Here is an 18,038-nt window from a genome sequence, read left to right as displayed (position 1 = left end):
GGTTTAGGGGCTGTAATGAATGACATGGTTCCCCTTCATTGCAAATTCCGGTCATAGAGGTTCATCAACGCCAGAAGCAGGCAATGGCCCATTATGTTGGTTATCGTTGCGCTGAGCTTGCCAAACACTAATTCGCTATTCATGCCATTGATAACATTTGAGAAGTCATTCTTCACATGTTAATGCTTCGGGGTCAACTGGAGAGGTACCTGAAATGTATGAGCGGCTTACGTCGGTAACCCGTTTAAGCCGATTCTGGGGCAAGCTGAAAGTAAAAAAATGCCCCTCCAGGAGGGGCAATAGGAGGAAGTAAGCTTTTACTCTGTACGGTTGAGTCGCGACTCAATCAGAGTATCAATCACGGCTGGGTCGGCCAGAGTTGATGCATCTCCAAGGTTGGTTATCTCGTTGGCGGCAATCTTGCGCAGGAAGCGGCGCATGATCTTGCCGGAGCGGGTCTTGGGCAGACCACCGGCAAACTGGATAAGATCAGGGGTCGCCAGGGCGCCAATCTCTTTGCGCACCCATTGTCTCAGCTGTTGTCTCAGCTCTTCGGTGGCTTCTATGCCCTTGGTCAGCGTGACATAGGCGTAGATCCCCTGGCCCTTGATGTCATGGGGGTAACCCACAACCGCAGCCTCGGCCACCAGATCGTGCGCCACCAGTGCGCTTTCAATCTCGGCGGTACCCAACCGGTGACCGGAGACGTTAATCACGTCATCGACCCGGCCGGTGATCCAGTAGTAGCCATCTTCATCTCGGCGGGCACCGTCACCGGTGAAATACATGCCGCGGAAGGTTTTGAAGTAGGTCAGGGCAAAGCGCTCATGATCACCGTAAACCGTGCGCATCTGTCCCGGCCAGGAATCCAGCATCACCAGGTTGCCCTCGGTAGCGCCTTCCAGAATATTGCCCATATTGTCTACCAGCGCAGGTTGCACCCCGAAGAAGGGACGGGTGGCCGAGCCAGGCTTGGTGTCCGTTGCACCGGGCAGCGGGCTGATAAGAATGCCGCCGGTTTCGGTTTGCCACCAGGTATCGACAATCGGGCAATGCTCATGACCTATGACCTCGTGATACCAGCGCCAGGCCTCAGGGTTGATGGGTTCGCCCACAGAGCCCATGATCCGCAGCGAGCTGCCGTCAAACTGGTCAAATTGCTCCTTACCTTCGGCCATCAGGGCACGGATAAGCGTGGGGGCCGTGTAGAGTATGTTGACCTGATGGCGGTCAATCATCTCGCCCAGGCGGGCAGGGCTTGGGTAGTTGGGCACACCTTCGTGAATAAGCACTGTGGCGCCATTGGCCAGCGGGCCGTAAATCATATAGCTGTGGCCGGTGATCCAGCCCACATCTGCGGTGCACCAGTAGACTTCGCCCTGCTTGTAGTCGAACACATATTCGTGGGTCATAGAGGCGTACACCATGTAGCCGCCCGTAGTGTGCAGTACACCCTTGGGGTTACCGGTAGAGCCTGAGGTGTAGAGCAGGAACAAGGGATCCTCGGCGCCCATCTCTTCCACTTCGCAATGCTCGGAAGCGGTTTCGGTCAGCGATTCCCACCAGACATCACGACCATCGACCCAGTTGATATCATTGCCGGTGCGTTTGAGCACTATCACCTTCTCAACCGTGGTGACATCCGGATGGGCCAGCGCCTCATCGATATTGCGCTTGAGTGGGATGGCCCGGCCACCACGCAGACCTTCGTCTGCGGTCAAAATTACCTTGGAGCGGCCATCTATGATACGTGAAGCGATGGAATCCGGGGAAAAACCACCAAATACCACGGAATGCACGGCGCCGATGCGGGCACAGGCCAGCATGGCGATGGCGGCTTCCGGCACCATGGGCATATACATGGTGACCACGTCACCGCGGCGCACGCCCTGGCTCTTGAGGGCGTTGGCAAATTTGCACACTTCTGTGTGCAGCTGGCTGTAGCTCAGGGTGCGTTGATCTTTGGCATCATCGCCTTCCCAGATGATGGCGGTTTGGTCGCCAAGTTTTTCCAGATGGCGGTCGAGGCAGTTGGCCGAGGCGTTCAGTGTGCCGTCGTAGAACCAGTTGATGGACAGGTTGTGATCGTCAAATGAGGTTTTCTTGACCTTGGTATAGGGCTTGATCCAGTCGATACGTTTTCCATGTTCACGCCAGAAACCTTCGGGGTTAACCACGGACTCCTGGTACATTTTCTTATATTTTTCATCATTTACCAGTGCATTGGCCGCAATTGCTGCGGGCACTTTATAAAGAGACTGAGTGCTCATTTGGCTTCCCTTTGTTTTTGTCATGCGTGAGCCAAAGTATGGGATGCTTGCCGGTGCCGTCTCTATTAGACATTGGTCTAGTTCTGAAAAAATGTTATTTATTAACCGGTTATTGCGTTTAAAACGAACAGCTTGAAGTACTTGAGCCGGCGCCGTTTTTTAGCATTGAAAGCCGCCTGAAAACGCCGGGTTTCTGCCTCTGCAAAGTAAGGGAACATGAACGCAGGCTAAGGCAGCGGTTCATCAAAGCCATTGGCTGGTGTAATCTAGCCGGGATAACAACAGTCGCCGACGGATACGGCGACAATAAAGAGAACCCTATGAATCTGACCCTTTTTGTGGCGGTGATCGCCGTCTGTTATGTTTGTTTGCTGTTTCTGCTTGCCTGGGGCGCGGAGCGTTGGTTCAGTGGTGTCACCCGCAGGTTGCAGAAATGGATCTACGCCCTCAGCCTGGCGGTGTATTGCTCTTCCTGGAGTTTTCTCGGCACGGTTGGCCAGTCGGCCAATGACTTTTGGTCCTATCTGCATATCTTTATCGGCCCCATCATCATTTTTACCCTGGGCTTTGGCATGCTGCGCAAAATGGTGGTGGTGTCCAAGGCGCAAAATATCACCTCGGTGGCCGACTTTATCGCCGCCCGCTACGGCAAGTCGCAGCCGCTGGCGGTGATCATCACTCTCATTGCCCTGTTCGGCATCATGCCCTATATCGCGCTGCAGCTGAAAGCCATGGTATTCAGCCTAAGCCTGTTCCAAAGCCCGGATGATCCGCTCGATGGCGCCAAAGTCGCGCTTATCATCGCCGTGCTGCTGGCCATCTTTGCCATCCTCTTCGGCACCCGCAAACTGGATGCCACCGAGCATAACCCGGGGATGATGCTGGCTATCGCCTTTGAATCCTTGGTGAAACTGGCCGCCTTTGTGTTGGTGGGCGGCATAGTGGTCTTCGGGGTATTCGGCGGCTTTGGCGACCTCTGGAGCCAGGCCAGCGCCAAGGGCGTAATAGTCAATCCCAATCTAAGGCTCGAAGCGCTGATGCCCGAGCTGATAGTCGGCATGGCGGCTTTTCTCTGTATGCCGCGCCAGTTCCACGTAATGGTGGTCGAGGCAGAAGGCGAGCAGACACTGTCCAAGGCGCGCTGGTTGTTCCCTCTCTATATCGGCCTGTTCGGCTTGTTTGTCGGGCCGCTGGCACTGGCGGGCAAGGTGCTGCTCGGCGACAGTGTCTCTGCCGATACCTATGTGATCAATCTGCCGCTGGCGCTGGACGCACCTTGGCTGGCGATAGTGGCGCTGCTGGGAACCCTCTCGGCCGCCACCGGTATGGTGATAGTGGCTGTGGTGACCATCAGTGTGATGATAAGCAACGAGTGGCTGGTGCCGGTACTCTTGCGTACCGGGCAGATCCGTCGCAAGAACTTCAGCCAGTTTTCCCAGCAACTGCTCTATGCCAGACGTCTCTCCATCGCGCTGATCCTGGCTTTCGGGTATTTCAGTTACCTGAGCTTTGAGAGCAGTGATTCCCTGTCCAACCTGGGCATGCTGTCTTTCGGCGCCTTTGCCCAGTTGGCACCGGCCTTGGTGGGCGGGCTCTACTGGAAACATGGCAATCGCGCCGGGGTGTTTCTCGGCATGGCGGCGGGCTTTGGTCTATGGGGCTTTTTGCTGCTCAAGGGCTCGGGCGCCTGGGAAGGCGTGCTGGCAGGTCAATTTGAACTGTTAAAGGCGCTTAAGCCCAATGTCAACGATACCCTGTTGGCACTCGGCGCCAACCTGATTGGCTATATCGGCGGCTCTATCTGGCTGCGCGCCGGCTTGGTGGAGCGTATTCAGGCCAGCGCCTTTGTCACCCCGGGTGAACTCAAAAACACAGGCAATCGCAAGACAGGCCCCATCAGTCAGCAGGACTTGCTTATCCTGGCTAGCCGCTTTGTCAGCCCGACCCGGGCCTATGAGAGTTTCTCGCGCTTTTCTGCCGATGCGGTGCGCAGCGACAGCTGGCACAAGACCGCATCACCCGAGCTTATTGCCCATACCGAGCACATGCTGGCCGGGGTGCTGGGGGCTTCCAGCGCCTCTTTGGTGATGGACTCAGTGTTGCAGGGGCGGGATCTGGCCCTCGATGAAGTCTTCAGCCTGGTGGATGAGGCCTCATCGAAGATTATTCTCAGTCAGGACATGCTGCGCGCCGCCATAGAACACGCCTACGAGGGTATGAGCGTGGTGGACAAAGATCTCAACCTGGTGGCCTGGAACTACCGCTATGTAGAGCTTTACGACTATCCGGAGGATTTCCTGCAACCGGGAATGCCCATCAGCGAGGTGATACGTTTCAATGCCTCCCGCGGCTACTGCGGCCCGGGGGATGTGAATGAGCATGTCGAGCGCCGGGTACAGCATATGCGTAACGGCACCGCCCACAGCTCAGAGCGGCGCAGGCGCGATGGCAAGGTGATCAAGATTCAAGGCAATCCCATGCCGGACGGCGGTTTTGTGATGACCTTTACCGACATTACCCAATATCGTGAGCAGCAACAGGCGCTGGAGCAGGTCAACGAAACCCTGGAGGCCAGAGTCAAGGAGCGCACCTATGAGCTGGCGCTGCTCAACAGCAAGCTGCTCGAAGCCAAGGCCCAGGAGGAGATGGCCAACGCTTCCAAGAGCCGTTTTCTGGCGGCGGTGGGGCATGACTTAATGCAGCCGCTCAATGCGGCCAGGCTGTTTACCGCCTCTTTGAGTCAGTATCCCGGGCTGGACAGGGAAGGGCGACTGACCCTCTCCCATGTCAACAGCTCACTGAAAACCGCCGGTGAACTGCTGACCGATCTTTTGGATATCTCCAAGCTGGATTCCGGCATGGTGGAGGTAAAACGGCGCGACTTTGCCATCTCCGAAGTGCTCAACGCCCTGGCGGTGGAGTTTGAGGCCATGGCCAAAGACTGCCAGATCCGCTTTGCCATGATGCCCTGCAGCCTGACGGTCAATTCAGACCCTTCACTGCTGCGGCGGGTGCTGCAGAACTTTCTCACCAACGCCTATCGCTATGCCAAGGGCGGGCGGGTGCTGATGGGCTGTCGTCGCCGCGGCAGTGAGCTTGAGGTGCAGGTGCTGGATACCGGCTGCGGCATTGAAGCCGGGCAGCTTAGGGAGATATTTCACGAGTTCAAGCGCCTGGATAACCCCCATTCCAACAGCGTCAACGGCCTGGGGCTTGGGCTGGCGATAGCCGACAGAATAAGCAAGGTGCTGGAGCATGATATCCGTGTATCTTCGGTACAGGGCAAGGGCTCTGTATTTGCCATTCGGGTGCCGCTTGGGGCCACTGTCAGCGTGCCGCAACCCAAGGCCATCTCTTCTGTGTTGCAGCCGCTCGCCGGGGTCAAGGTGCTGTGTATCGACAACGAAGAGGCTATCCTCGCCGGGCTCGAAAGCCTGTTGAGCCGCTGGCAGTGCGAGGTGATCTGCGCCCGGGATCTGAGTGATGCCAGGATCAAGCTGGGGCTCAAAGGGGTGGCGCCGGATATCATGCTGGCGGATTATCATCTGGATAAGGGCCAAAACGGCGTCGATGCCATGGATGAGCTCAGGGCGCTGTATGGGCAACATCTGCCCGGCATTTTGATCACCGCCAATACCCGTAAGGATCTGGTGGAGGATGTCGAGCGCCGCGGTTACCACTATATGGCCAAGATGATTAAACCGGCGGCGCTCAGGGCCTTGATCTCCAGCCTGGTGAAGAAGGCGTAATTTAAAAGCTCAGTGAAATAGCCTTTGGAAACAGGGCCTGATTTATCGGCGATAGATCAGGCCCTGTATTTTAGCGGGTGACTTCTGTCTGTGTCTGCGTCAGTGTCTGTGCTTGCGCCAGAACCCCGGCGTATCCGGCCGCTCGCCAAGGGCGATAAGCCAGGCCGTAGCTCAAGGTCGCCATGGTCCAACCGATAAGGGCGCTGGCGATATCGTGGGATAAAAAGTGGGCGCCGCGAAACTCCTGACACAGACTGAACACGGCGCCTATCAGCAATACCGCGCCGAGTAACTTAAAGCGCCATTTCGGCTTCAAGACCAACGCCAGATAATAAAGTCCCACCCAGGCAAAGGCGCCGCTGGAGTGGCCGCCGGGGAAACACTGGCCCAATTCAGTGTCAACGCTCAGGCTCATGGGGAAGGGCAGATAAGGCTGCTGGCCACCAAATAAACTGAGATCCCAGGGGCAGGCAACATTGGTCATGCTCTTGCCGATACGCACCAAAAGCACGGTTGCCAGGGCGCTTATAAACAGCATCAGCAAGGGCCGGCGCCAGCGCTTCATTGAGGCTTTGAAACTGCTTAAAACCAGGGTCGACAGCAACACAACTGCCGCCAGCACCACCAGATCCCGTCCTCCTGTGTGCAGCAGTTTGTCTGCAACAAAGGCATGGCGCCAGGGCCAGGCTGTGTCGGTGCCCTCAAATGCCAACATCCACTGTGCCAGCAGCAGGTCGGCATTAGTGATGTGCAGCAAGATAAGCACGCCAAGCCCTACCGATAACGGCAACAGCAGATGATGTTTGAACCAGTGTTGAAAACTCAGCGGGTGGCTTGCAATGGGCATTGTGATTCCTGTGACATAGTGCGAGTTGAGACAGAGTCGCAGCTGAGATCTGCGAAATAAAAAGCCTGAAAAAGTGGGCGTTGAATTCATGGCCCGGCTGGTGGATAGGCATTATTCTGGCCGGCTCAGATTAAGGTCTGCTTAAGGTCGGGGGTTTTTGTCTCAATTGCCCGGAATGGCGTATTGCAATGAGTTGAAACAAAACCTTTTTTGCGTATTTTTTTACCACTGGTTATGTTACAGGGGTAGCTCTGCTATGGCGCTGGTTAAGTTGCGGTTTTGGCGGGGGATCCCCACAGGTTTGCTGGTATTCAAATACAAGGAACAGGAATGAAGCTCAATAAACTCTTTTGGCTGACGGCCCTTGCGCTAGGCAGCCCCAATTTGCTGGCTGCCGAGGCCAAACTCCTGCGGGAGCCGGATCTTCGCGGTGATACTCTGGTGTTTTCCTACGCCAAGGATATCTGGAAAGTGTCGCTCAAGGGCGGCGAGGCGGTGCGCCTCACCAGTTTCCAGGGGCAGGAGATGCAACCCAAGCTGTCGCCCGACGGCAAGTGGGTGGCCTTTACCGGCGACTATGAGGGCAATCAGGATATCTACCTGCTGCCGATTGCCGGTGGCGAGCCCAAACGCCTGACCTTCCACCCGGATGTGGATCAACTGGTGGGCTGGAGCCCGGACAGCAAGTCGGTATTGCTGCGATCCGGCAGGGCCAATGCCCCAAGAGGCTGGCAGCAGCTGTTTACCCTGTCCATCGAGGGCGGCAATCCCAAGCCTTTACCCATGAACCGCGCCTTTGACGGCAGTTTCTCTGCCGATGGCAAGCAGCTGGTTTACCGCCGCGCCGGTCTTTGGGATCCGGGCTGGCGTAACTACCGCGGCGGCCAGAATCAGCCGCTCAGGTTGATTTCGCTCGATAGCCTGGAGGAAAAAGATCTGCCCTGGGACAACACCCAGGATCTTGAGCCCCAGTGGCACGGCGACTATATCTATTTCCTCTCCAACCGCTCTCAGGTCACCAATATCTTTCGGGTCGCGGCCAAGGGTGGCGAGCCGGAGCAGGTGACCCATTACCAGGATGCCGATGTTAAAGGCTTTACCCTGGATAACGACATTCTGGTATACGAATACCGCGGTGAGCTGGTGAAAAAGTCGCTGGCTAATACCAATGCCAACGACAAGGGCGAGGCACTGGCCATCAACCTGCATGCCGATTTCCCCTGGGTGCGGCCACGCTTTGAAGAGGTTGAAAAGCAGATAGAGTCGGCGGCCATTTCGCCTACCGGTAAGCGCGCCTTGTTTGTGGCCCGCGGTGATGTATTTACTGTGCCCGTGGAGCACGGCGATGCCCGTAATCTTACTGAAAGCTCAGACAGCCGCGAAGTAGGCGCCGCCTGGTCCAACGGCGGCAAACAGCTGGCCTGGTTCTCCGACAAGAGCGGCGAATATCGCCTGGTGATAGCCGATCAACTCGGCAAGCCGCAGCAAGAGATCAAACTGGCCGAAAAGGGCTTCTATAGCGGACTTATCTGGTCGCCCGATGATAAACAGCTGGTGTTCAGCGATCAGCGCCAGCAACTTTGGCTGGCAGACTTGTCCAAGGGCAAGGCGCAGGTTATCGACAGCCAGCCGGTAGTGAACCCCGACTGGGAAATGGCCCCCAGCTGGTCGCCTGACAGCCGTTATCTGGCCTACAGCAAGCAGGATGACAGCTTCTTCCGCAGCCTCTACCTGTTCGATACCCGCAATAATCAGAGCAACAGAATTACCCAGGGCATGGCCGATGTGCGTTACCCAGTGTGGGACAGCGCCGGCGACAAGCTCTATTTTGCCGCCAGTACCGACTATGGCCCTCACGCCGCCTGGTTGGATATGACCTCGGTTGCCTTCACCCCGACTTACGGCCTCTATACCATGCTGCTCAATACCCGCACCGAGGCGCCCATGCTGCCAAGAAGCGACGAGGAAGAGGGCAGCGGTACTGAAGAGGAAGCCAAAGGCTCAGATGCGCCGCCTGCGGTGCGAATCGATCTTAACGGTATAGCGCAGCGGGTGCTGCCTCTGGGTGAGAGCGGTAAAATCCACAGCCTGAGCGCCGGTAAGCCAGGTGAGCTGTTCTATATGCAGGATTTGGATGAAACCACAGAGCTTCGCAAGTACAGCACTGAGGAACGTAAGGCCGATACCCTGGCCGGTGATGTCGATGAGTATCATCTGAGCCACGACGGCGAGAGCCTGCTGGTGAAAATTGGCGACAACTGGCAGCAATTTGCCGGCGCCGCGCCCATGGGTGACGATGCCAAGACCCTCAACGTCAAGCTGACGGCCCGTATCGATCCCAAGGCCGAATGGCAGCAAATCTTCCGCGAAGCCTGGCGCTTCCAGCGCGATTACTTCTATGTCAGTAATTTGCACGGCGCCGATTGGGATGCGGTATACAAGGAGTTCCAGCCACTGGTCGCCCATGTGCGCCACGGCGCTGACATGACCTATCTGCTCGATAACATGGGCGCCGAAACCTCTGTGGGCCACTCCTTTACCAATGATGGCGATTTGCCGGAAATTGCCGACAACCGCACCGGTCTGCTCGGTGCCGATATTGAGGCGACCGACAAGGGTTACCGCTTCAGCCGCATCTATCGCGGCGAAAACTGGTATCCCGCGGACCAAGGCAGTGCGCCGCTGGCCCTCTATCCCCAGGTCAAGGCGGGCCAGTATCTGCTGGCAGTCAACGGCAAACCGCTGGATAACAAGGCCAACTTCCATCAGGCCTTCCAGGGGACTCTCGGTAAACAGACCCGTCTCAGCATCAGTCCGGATGGCAGCGACAAAAAAGCCTTCGAAGTGACTGTGGTGCCAACGGCCAGCGAACAGGCATTGAGACGTAACGCCTGGGTCGAGGATAACCGCAAGCGGGTGGATGAAGCTTCCGGTGGCAAACTGGCTTATGTTTGGGTCCCGGACACGGGTGAGAACGGTTTCAGTTACTTCAACCGCTACTTCTTTGCCCAGAATCAGCGCCAGGGGGTGATCATAGATGAGCGCTTCAACCACGGCGGTTACATTGCCGAGTACATCATAGATGTGCTGCGCCGCGAGCGTAACGGCTACTTCAATAACCAGATGGCCGGCGATCACCCCATGACCAGCCCGGGCAGCGGTGTCTGGGGGCCCAAGGTGATGCTGATCAACGAAGTCTCCGGCTCGGGCGGCGACATGCTGCCTTATATGTTCCGCTATTACCAAGTGGGCAAGCTGGTGGGTAAACGCACCTGGGGTGGCCTGGTTGGCATCTGGGGTGTGCCTTCCCTGATGGATGGTGGCCATATCACGGCGCCACGCAGCGGTTTCTTCAGTATCGACGGCCAGTGGCGGGTCGAGAACGAAGGGGTGGCCCCGGATGTGGAAGTCGAGCAGTGGACCAAAGACACAGCCAAAGGCATAGATCCTCAGCTGGAAAAGGCCATCGCCATTGCCTTGGATGAGCTGAAATCTGCCGCGCCGGTGAAGTTGCCGCAGCCCGCCGATCCTGTGCGGGTGCCTCAGGTGAAATAGCTTTGATGATATGGCTCTGATGAAATAGCTCAGGGAAAACTAGCCCAATAACTTGCGCCGCTTGCCTTAGTCTTACAGGCAAGCGGCGCTTTTTGTTGGAAAACTATCAAAATTCAGCCAATTATTTTGTAAAAAATAACCAAGACAGGCTTTTATGGCTTTTGTCAAAAACTTGACCTTGGGTTAATTGTTTTCACAAACAGTACTGGGTATTGTGTAACTAATTCAGTTGCTTATCTTTAGCACTTCCTTAAGCTCAAAGTCGGCGGCAGTGGTATTTTTCCGTTTTCAGCGGAATTCAGGGACGAACAACATTCGCGCCCGTGCGGTAGCTATGAGAGACTCATTGATTGCGTTTTTCGTGGTAAGGGATGTCAGGGCCAAATCCTATTTAACCGGGAAATACAAGTAGATAGTGATGTGCTTATACGCTCATCTGAGGACTAAAACGCACATGGGTACTATACAGCTGTTATGATTACTAGGAAACATATGCAGAACTATTCAGATATTACTAACCACCTACATCAAGTAGCTTTAGAAATCAAAAAGAACAAGAATTTGTTCAGTTCATTCAGTCAAAGGGTATCGACTTTTAATGGAGTAATTCCAGGTGTCAAAGATCTTTCAATATAAACAAAAGAATCCCTAATTAAAGTTTCATTTGTGGGAGTTAAATTTGAAGTTGTAGTCTCTTATAAAAGAAGTAATGATACACCTCAAAATTCATTAGATATTTATGGTTTCAATTTTGATAATCAAAGAATTCTACTCCATTCGGAGAGCTTTTCTTCTAATGGTGAAGTGGCAGGTCTTTCTATGTGTGATGAAATCGAATCAATAGCTATTTTATTAAACTTAGTTGATTGTGCGTTGCAATCATAACAAGAAATTCAATAGGATAAAAATTGCGGGCTATTCGCTTTGCTTAATTTTATTCCACAACTTTTACCTTTAATCTGGCGTTAGTTTAAATCAGAATAGTGGGTGTAAATGAAGTTAGAATCTATAAAAATTAAGAATTTTAGGACAATTGATACTGAATTGCAGATCGAGCTGCAAGATGGATTGACTATTGTTGGGCCAAATAGTAGTGGGAAGACGAATATTCTGAGAGCAATTGAAATATTTTTCACTGGCTTTGATAATAAATATCGATATATTTTGGGGAGGGATTATCCAGATAAGTTGGATAATGGTCAAACATCACTTATTGGCTCCATTTTACTTGAGGAAAGTGATGCCAAAGCACAATATATTCTGAAGCAGCTAAATGAATGCCTAGAACAGCCAAAAGATATAACGAATAGGGTAAATGTTTACCTGACTTTTAGTAGGGCAGGGACTCCGATTTATCGGATTTTTTCTGGTGACAAATATCAGCCAGATAAAAAGCAACAATTTAATGATTTTCAAAGAGAGTTTTTGTTGATCTTTTTGGATTCTTTTGAATGTCACTATGTTCCTTCAGCAAAGAGTATCGATAATCTTTATGAGGAGTTGCTTTTGCCGTTTATAAAAATGTCAATTGCACAGAGACTTGAAGAAAAGATAAATGATATAGAGTGTGGTTTGAAAATTATATCAGATGTCATTGATAAGCAACTTGAAAGTGTAGGGATGGGGCATATTAAATCTCATTTTAAAATTCCAGATAACTCATTAAAAAAATTATTTAGTTCATTTGAATATCATCTCTCAGACCCCGTGCTAACTGAAATTGAACGTAAAGGTATGGGGATTCAAAGTGCAGCGATGATAGCTTCATTCAAGTGGATAAGCTCTGAAGAGAAAAGACAAGGCAGAACACCCATTTGGTTAATTGAAGAGCCTGAGTCTTATCTTCACCCCGAGTTATCAACCGCATGCAACTCAATGCTATGTTCATTATCTGAAGAAGCTCATTTGGTCACTACGACCCATAGCTTGGGGTTTGTGCCGCAAGATCCTAGAAAATTAATTGGTACGAAACTACATGAAGGTTACACCCAAGTCTATAGATTCGACACATATACAGGAGCTACTAAATCAATCAGAGATTCGTTAGGTGTAAAATTTAGTGATTTCTGCAACTTAGGCTTATTAAACGTTTTTGTTGAAGGAAAGAGCGATAGAGAACTGTTTCAATGGGTTTTGGATAAAATTCCAGTAAAGGCATCCGGTAAATATGCATGGGATAACGTTAGAAATGCTGAATTTCTAGATTTTGGGGGGACTTCAGCATTAGAGGGATTCATGAAAGCAACTTATGAATATGTTAGTAAAGAGAGGCCTGTGGTAGTTGTATTAGACGGTGATGATGCTGGCGATAAAGCTAGAAAATCACTACAAAAGTTTCTAGGAAATAAGGGTGTTAACTTTAAATGTAACGAAAACTTTATAATGTTACCTAAAGGGTTTTCTGTTGAGGGTTTGTTCCCGCATGAATGGATTGTTGAGGCAAATACAAATCACCCAAGCTGGATAAATGATTTTTGTACGGACATTAATAGCCAATTAATGCCTTTTACTACAAAAAACGAAACAACAAAATCTCAACTTCGTGAATTTTTAAAGCGTAAAGCGGATGAACAAAAAAATGAAGAGTGGGCAAAGTCATTTATTAATCTCTTTGAAAAGATTGATCATGCATTAGAAAAGATAAACACCAACGTACAACAACGTTAACGAAAGACAGGACAGCCAGATCTTTTGATGTTTCGCACAGGCTTGACTAGGCTTTGAAATACCCATCAAAGCTCAGTCGAGGTTGGTTATGACCACAGCCCACCGCCAGTTGATAGATGCTGAAAGTACGCCCTTTTACCACGTGATTAACCGTTGCGTCCGAAGGGCATTTTTGTGTAGTGAAGATGCACTGCCTGGGCGCAGTTACGAACATAGGCGTGGCTGGATAGTGGACAAAATCAGGCAGTTGTCGTCATTCGAAGTCATTGAGAGAGAATATTAGGTTGTTATTTTACAACGAGTGGCTTGATTTTTTGATTTAGGTAAGACGTTAATGATTTTAAATCAACAAATATTCTAATATAGAATATTTTCAGTGATTAGATTCAAGAAGGAGTCAGTAACGTTAAAGCGCTAATCCCAATGAAATAGGAAAAGCGCCTCTCTTAGCTTTTTAGAGTTGATTCATTCTTTGCCTTTTTGCAAGACTCTAGCTATGACTCTGCGCCGTTTCCTGCAGGTATCGCCATAGTGGCTTTCCATCTTTTATATCAATTATCACGACAGATGAACGAGAAGAATTTTTCTCGGCTTCTTGGTGAATTTCACGATAACTCAGCACAACGCTGTCTGCGTTGATGAGTAATGTTTCACATTGTTCAATGAGGATCGAAAGTGAGGGGCGTGTACCTTTATTCTTGCGAAACAGTACATCCACTTGAGATTTACCCGCTACGCTACCTGATGTTGTCACCATTGTAAAAGATGGACAAAAGCTATTGATGAGCTTCTCTAACGAGGCCTCTTGCTCGGCGCTTCCTGTGAATACATCTTGAATCCACACGTGTAGGTCTAGAACACTACGATGGGCAACTTCGACTAATTCCTTTTCGGGTAACATGATGATTTATCCTCGTTTGGCTTACGATTAAGTTTTTTTATGATGAATAAAGGGGTGATGCCAATAAAAGCAGCGAGTAGGAATGTCAGTTGATACGCTGACATATCATCGGTGTAGTGCTGCAATACGTTGAACAAAAGTGTAAAAAAAGCGCACCCAAGGCTGAACGAAATTTGACGGTTGAGGTTCCAAACCGCACTGGCCTTGATTAATGTTGCTTCATCAAAATCAATCATCGCTGTAGTTTGTGCCGTATTGGCACTTACCCCACCACCTAAGCCCATCAATAGATACGCAATAATAAGTAACTGCATGTTGAAATGGTGGCCAATAAAAAAGAGCACAGCAATACCGGCAGAATGTGCCAATATACCGAATAAAAATAGTGGGTGAGCGCCAATGCGATTGTAGAGCCGACCACCTAAGGTAATCGCAATAAGTGAGCCTACCCCATAAAGCATCATCAACATTCCCGTTATTTTTGCCGACCAACCTAATACCTCTTGAAGAAAGAAGATATTCAGTAAGTTTACTCCTGTGAAAACACCTGGCACAGCTAAATACACCAATACAGAAAAGCGCATGTGCGTATTTTTTAATACACTCAAATCAACAATGGCATGCGCAGTTCTACGATAATGGCGTAAATAGAGAAAGGAGAACCCCAACCCTGTGATAATGAATAGCACTGGTAGTAGTTTTGAGCTAGCATTCGCATAAATAGAAAGCCCGATGAGTAACGTTGTGAGTGAAGTGCTGACAAATAGAAGCCCTTTCATATCCGGTGTTAGCGCTTTTTTGGTTTCAGAGCGAATCCAACAAGCAGCCAATACAGCGGCCAACAAACTAAAAGGAATGTTACTGAGAAAAACCCAGCGCCAAGATACATGATCAACAATGATACCGCCGATACTGGGTGAAATAGTCGGAGCAATTAAGGCGATACTCATAATGAGTGTGGATATTTTGGTTCTTTCTTTGTTTTTAAATAAATTAAAAGTCAGTGCCTGACCTACTGGTATCAGTAAACCGCCTCCGATGCCTTGAATGAATCGAAAAAAAACGAGCGAGTAAAATTCAATCGCCATACCTGAACACAACGCACCGAGCGAGAATACTAACATTGATACGGTCATCATTTTTCTCGCACCAAACTTACTCGCTAACCAGTTACTCACCGGAATAATCAGCGTTAAACCTAAAATGTAACTGTTGGCAACCCAAGCTACACTTGATTCTGAAATTGATAACTCTTGAGCGATATCTGGAAGGGCAATCGCTGACATAAAAATATTAATACAATCAATGAAAAATCCTAGCAGGAAAATAAGCGCGATACGATAACGATAAGCCATTGGCAATCCTGGTGAAAGTCTAATTGTGGAGGATTTTAAGGCATTTGACTCAGAGTAGTGATCTGTTTAAAATAAACGCTTTGTTTAATCAGGGTTGACGATGATGTTTACTAATATTAAACGTATCCATACGTTTATTACTGTGGTGAACAGTGGTTCTTTTACTAAGGCGGCCGAACAGTTGTTTATTAGCAAAGCCATGGTTAGTGTTCATATCAAATCTTTGGAAGACTCACTCAATGTACCATTGCTTATTCGTAACTCTCGAGGGTTTATTATGACCGAGGCTGGAGAGTTACTTTATAATGATTTTCAAAATATCTTCTCTGATATTTACTCATCATTGGGAAATGTTGTTGAAAAGCATAACTCCTTGACCGGACACTTAAGGATCTCGTCCACTATCGAATTCGGCGATGCATTTCTTATTCCGCTGATTGGTAAGTTTTGTCATATTCATCCAGAGCTCAATATTAGCTTTCATGCTGACTCATCACTTAATAAATTAGTGAATGAAAAAATTGATCTTGCCGTAAGACTAGGAACGCTTGATGATTCAGCTCTAAAGAGCCGCAAGCTTGGCTGTTTCTCTATTATGATAGTGTGCTCCGCCACTTGGTTAGCACAAAACCCTTTATCCTCATTGGAGGATTTAAAAACGGCGCCGTGGATTGCTAACAGTAACCTCAAAACGCCCAACCAATGGACGCTACGTAATGGTGATGGGCAGGCCTTTAAACTAAAGTTCTCGGCAAAGTTCAGCGCCAACTCCTCCATAGCAATCAGGTCCATGGTTCAATCGAATTTAGGCATTGCGATTCTCCCCGAGTGGGTTATTAAAGAGCATCTACAAGACGGAGAGTTTGTCACATTATTTCCAGATTGGCGTTTACCTAAGCAAGATATTAGTGTGGTTTTTACTGGGGATCATCGCGTTCGACGCCATTGCCGCTCATTAATCGACTACTTAGTAGAGAACAGTCATTTTTAGCCCTAAACGGCGGCCGCAAGAACGGTAACAAGGACAGAGGGCGGCAACAACGGCTACCGGCTACAAGGACACCTACCGGCTACAAGGACACCCACAATTAGCTGAGTAAAAGCTTTAGTCATGTCTGTGTTACAGAAAGGCAGATGTTTCCATTGAAAGAACTTTGTTTTTCAAGCCCTTAAGGGGCGTTCGGTTATAGGAGCGAGTGCAAGAATTATGGGGCGGTTTTATTTAGTTCTATTTAACGTAAAGGCCTGTGCATATTTGCTAAATAGCCGATCTTAATACAGCAACACAGCCAGTGATTCCACACCAGACACGGGGTATCTCCTTCCTGGACGCACTGACACGGTGTCTAATATGAATAAATTTTCGAATGTCTAACGATAGGGATATCAAGGAATGGCCTTGCGGCATCGGGTTTCTTTGGAAATCACGAGTACAACGACAAGTGATCTTCTATTCGCCGTCGCTATTTACGTTAAATTGGCCTGCAGTTCCATTTCGCTTTGAATCTTGTGAGGGCTCATAGCCTGCATTTTTTGCCAAAAGGGGCTGTTTAAAAAACGTTTTTCCTGCTGATAGTAATGAGCGCGCATGGCCAGATAATGCTGGTAGCGCTGGATGAGCATTTGCTGATATTGCATCAGACCATGGTGAGTGTCATGACCTGATGTTTTGAATATACCCGCGATGATATCTGCACAGGTGACACCGTCGGCCATGGCTTTGATGATCCCGCCTGAGGTGATGGGATCGAATGTACAGGCAGCATCACCAATGGCAAGCCAGTTTTTGCCTGTGGCAGGGTTTAAACAAAATGAGGAGGCTGGATAGCGTTTAGGCTGGGTATCTTCGGGAGTGACTCCCTGCAGCAGCGCCTTGGTATTGGGAGAGTTAACCAGGATATCGAGCCAGTTGTTTGTCTCATGAAGCTTGAGTGTTTTAGCTGTTTGGGGATCCGTCGTTAAGCTTATCAGTACTCTGTCATTTGGCAGACGGGCGGCATACCACCAGCCATTTTCAACAGCTTCAAGGTGTGTTTGCTGTGACAAAGGATAGTGTTTATCTGTGATGATAAAGCGGCGTCCCAGGCTTACCAGGGCATGGTTTGATTGTTTTTTACTTCCCTGGGTTTGGGCGAAGCTGGCGCGTGCCCCGCTGGCATCAACTACGAACTTGGCATTGAGTTGATGTTCAGCCCCCTGTCTATCAAGCGTTAAATGATGGTACTTATCATTGACAAGCCTGCCAGTTTTAAATTGGCATTGGGTTAACAAGGTTACACCTGCACTTTGAGCCTGCTCGGCTAAAAAACGATTAAATTTTTGGCGATTAAGGTGCCAGCCATGCCCATAGGGACTGAGCAAACTGTCGTTAAAGCCATTGCGATTATCTCCCCACCATGAGCGACTGCCATAGCAGGGTTGGTGTTGCTGCTTGACAAATGCTGACCAGATCTTGAGTTGATGAAACAGCTGTTTGGTTTGCGGGGGAATACTCTCACCGATGCGAAACTGCTGATAATCAGAAGACTCAATGATGACAATGTCATCTATCCCCTGTTGGATTAAGCGAATGGCGCAGCAGCAACCGGCTGGACCACCACCTATGATGGCAACTTGAGTAGCAGTGGTTGAAGCTGAATAATTGTTCATAGGCTGTTTTATCTATCTATTGTGCTGCTCTGGCACTGCAGTTGA

Annotated in this window: 10 protein-coding genes and 1 pseudogene; 6 read left to right on the top strand and 5 right to left on the bottom strand. The window is 50.0% G+C overall.

Annotated elements, in window-relative coordinates:
• Positions 1 to 317 precede the first annotated feature (317 nt).
• Entirely contained in the window at positions 318 to 2,270 is a 1,953-nt protein-coding gene (gene acs / locus HCX89_RS15550; RefSeq protein WP_044734647.1) for an acetate--CoA ligase, read from the bottom strand.
• A 320-nt stretch (positions 2,271 to 2,590) separates the two neighbouring features.
• On the opposite strand from acs, the gene HCX89_RS15545 reads away from it, so the two are divergent.
• Entirely contained in the window at positions 2,591 to 6,019 is a 3,429-nt protein-coding gene (locus HCX89_RS15545) for a PAS domain-containing hybrid sensor histidine kinase/response regulator (RefSeq protein WP_044734646.1), read from the top strand.
• Positions 6,020 to 6,089: 70 nt separating this feature from the next.
• Here HCX89_RS15545 and HCX89_RS15540 read toward each other — a convergent pair whose 3' ends face one another.
• Entirely contained in the window at positions 6,090 to 6,866 is a 777-nt protein-coding gene (locus tag HCX89_RS15540) for a phosphatase PAP2 family protein (protein WP_159353103.1), read from the bottom strand.
• A 330-nt stretch (positions 6,867 to 7,196) separates the two neighbouring features.
• Between HCX89_RS15540 and HCX89_RS15535 the strand changes: the two genes are divergently transcribed.
• The 4 genes and pseudogenes from HCX89_RS15535 to HCX89_RS15520 all read left to right on the top strand — a co-directional run.
• Positions 7,197 to 10,421, top strand: a complete 3,225-nt coding sequence (locus tag HCX89_RS15535; RefSeq protein WP_167716627.1) for a S41 family peptidase — start codon at positions 7,197 to 7,199, stop codon at positions 10,419 to 10,421.
• A gap of 666 nt (positions 10,422 to 11,087) precedes the next feature.
• A complete protein-coding gene (locus tag HCX89_RS15530) occupies positions 11,088 to 11,306 on the top strand; it encodes a hypothetical protein (protein ID WP_167716625.1) in 219 nt (72 codons plus the stop codon).
• Between the two features lie 108 nt (positions 11,307 to 11,414).
• A complete protein-coding gene (locus HCX89_RS15525; RefSeq protein WP_167716623.1) occupies positions 11,415 to 13,088 on the top strand; it encodes an ATP-dependent endonuclease in 1,674 nt (557 codons plus the stop codon).
• 88 nt (positions 13,089 to 13,176) lie between these two features.
• Positions 13,177 to 13,341 (top strand): annotated as a pseudogene (locus HCX89_RS15520) (alpha-amylase family glycosyl hydrolase); the annotation flags it as partial.
• Between the two features lie 237 nt (positions 13,342 to 13,578).
• Here the strand turns inward: HCX89_RS15520 and HCX89_RS15515 are convergent.
• Together HCX89_RS15515 and HCX89_RS15510 are read right to left on the bottom strand one after the other, a co-directional pair.
• Positions 13,579 to 13,989: a hypothetical protein gene (locus HCX89_RS15515; protein WP_167716621.1), complete on the bottom strand. Its 411-nt coding sequence runs from the start codon at positions 13,987 to 13,989 to the stop codon at positions 13,579 to 13,581.
• Positions 13,968 to 15,344, bottom strand: coding sequence for an MFS transporter (locus HCX89_RS15510; RefSeq protein WP_167716620.1), 1,377 nt, complete (start codon positions 15,342 to 15,344; stop codon positions 13,968 to 13,970). Before HCX89_RS15510 ends, HCX89_RS15515 begins: the two co-directional genes overlap by 22 nt.
• A gap of 100 nt (positions 15,345 to 15,444) precedes the next feature.
• On the opposite strand from HCX89_RS15510, the gene HCX89_RS15505 reads away from it, so the two are divergent.
• A complete protein-coding gene (locus HCX89_RS15505; protein WP_167716618.1) occupies positions 15,445 to 16,335 on the top strand; it encodes a LysR family transcriptional regulator in 891 nt (296 codons plus the stop codon).
• A gap of 476 nt (positions 16,336 to 16,811) precedes the next feature.
• Here HCX89_RS15505 and HCX89_RS15500 read toward each other — a convergent pair whose 3' ends face one another.
• Positions 16,812 to 17,993 carry an NAD(P)/FAD-dependent oxidoreductase gene (locus HCX89_RS15500; protein WP_167716615.1) on the bottom strand — a complete coding sequence of 394 codons (1,182 nt, stop codon included), beginning with the start codon at positions 17,991 to 17,993 and terminating at the stop codon, positions 16,812 to 16,814.
• Positions 17,994 to 18,038: the final 45 nt, after the last annotated feature.

The organism is Shewanella sp. Iso12, assembly GCF_012030025.1.
GTDB lineage: Bacteria > Pseudomonadota > Gammaproteobacteria > Enterobacterales > Shewanellaceae > Shewanella > Shewanella algae.
The sequence above is the reverse complement of the archived record's forward strand: the minus strand, read 5'-3'. Positions and strand labels throughout refer to the sequence as shown.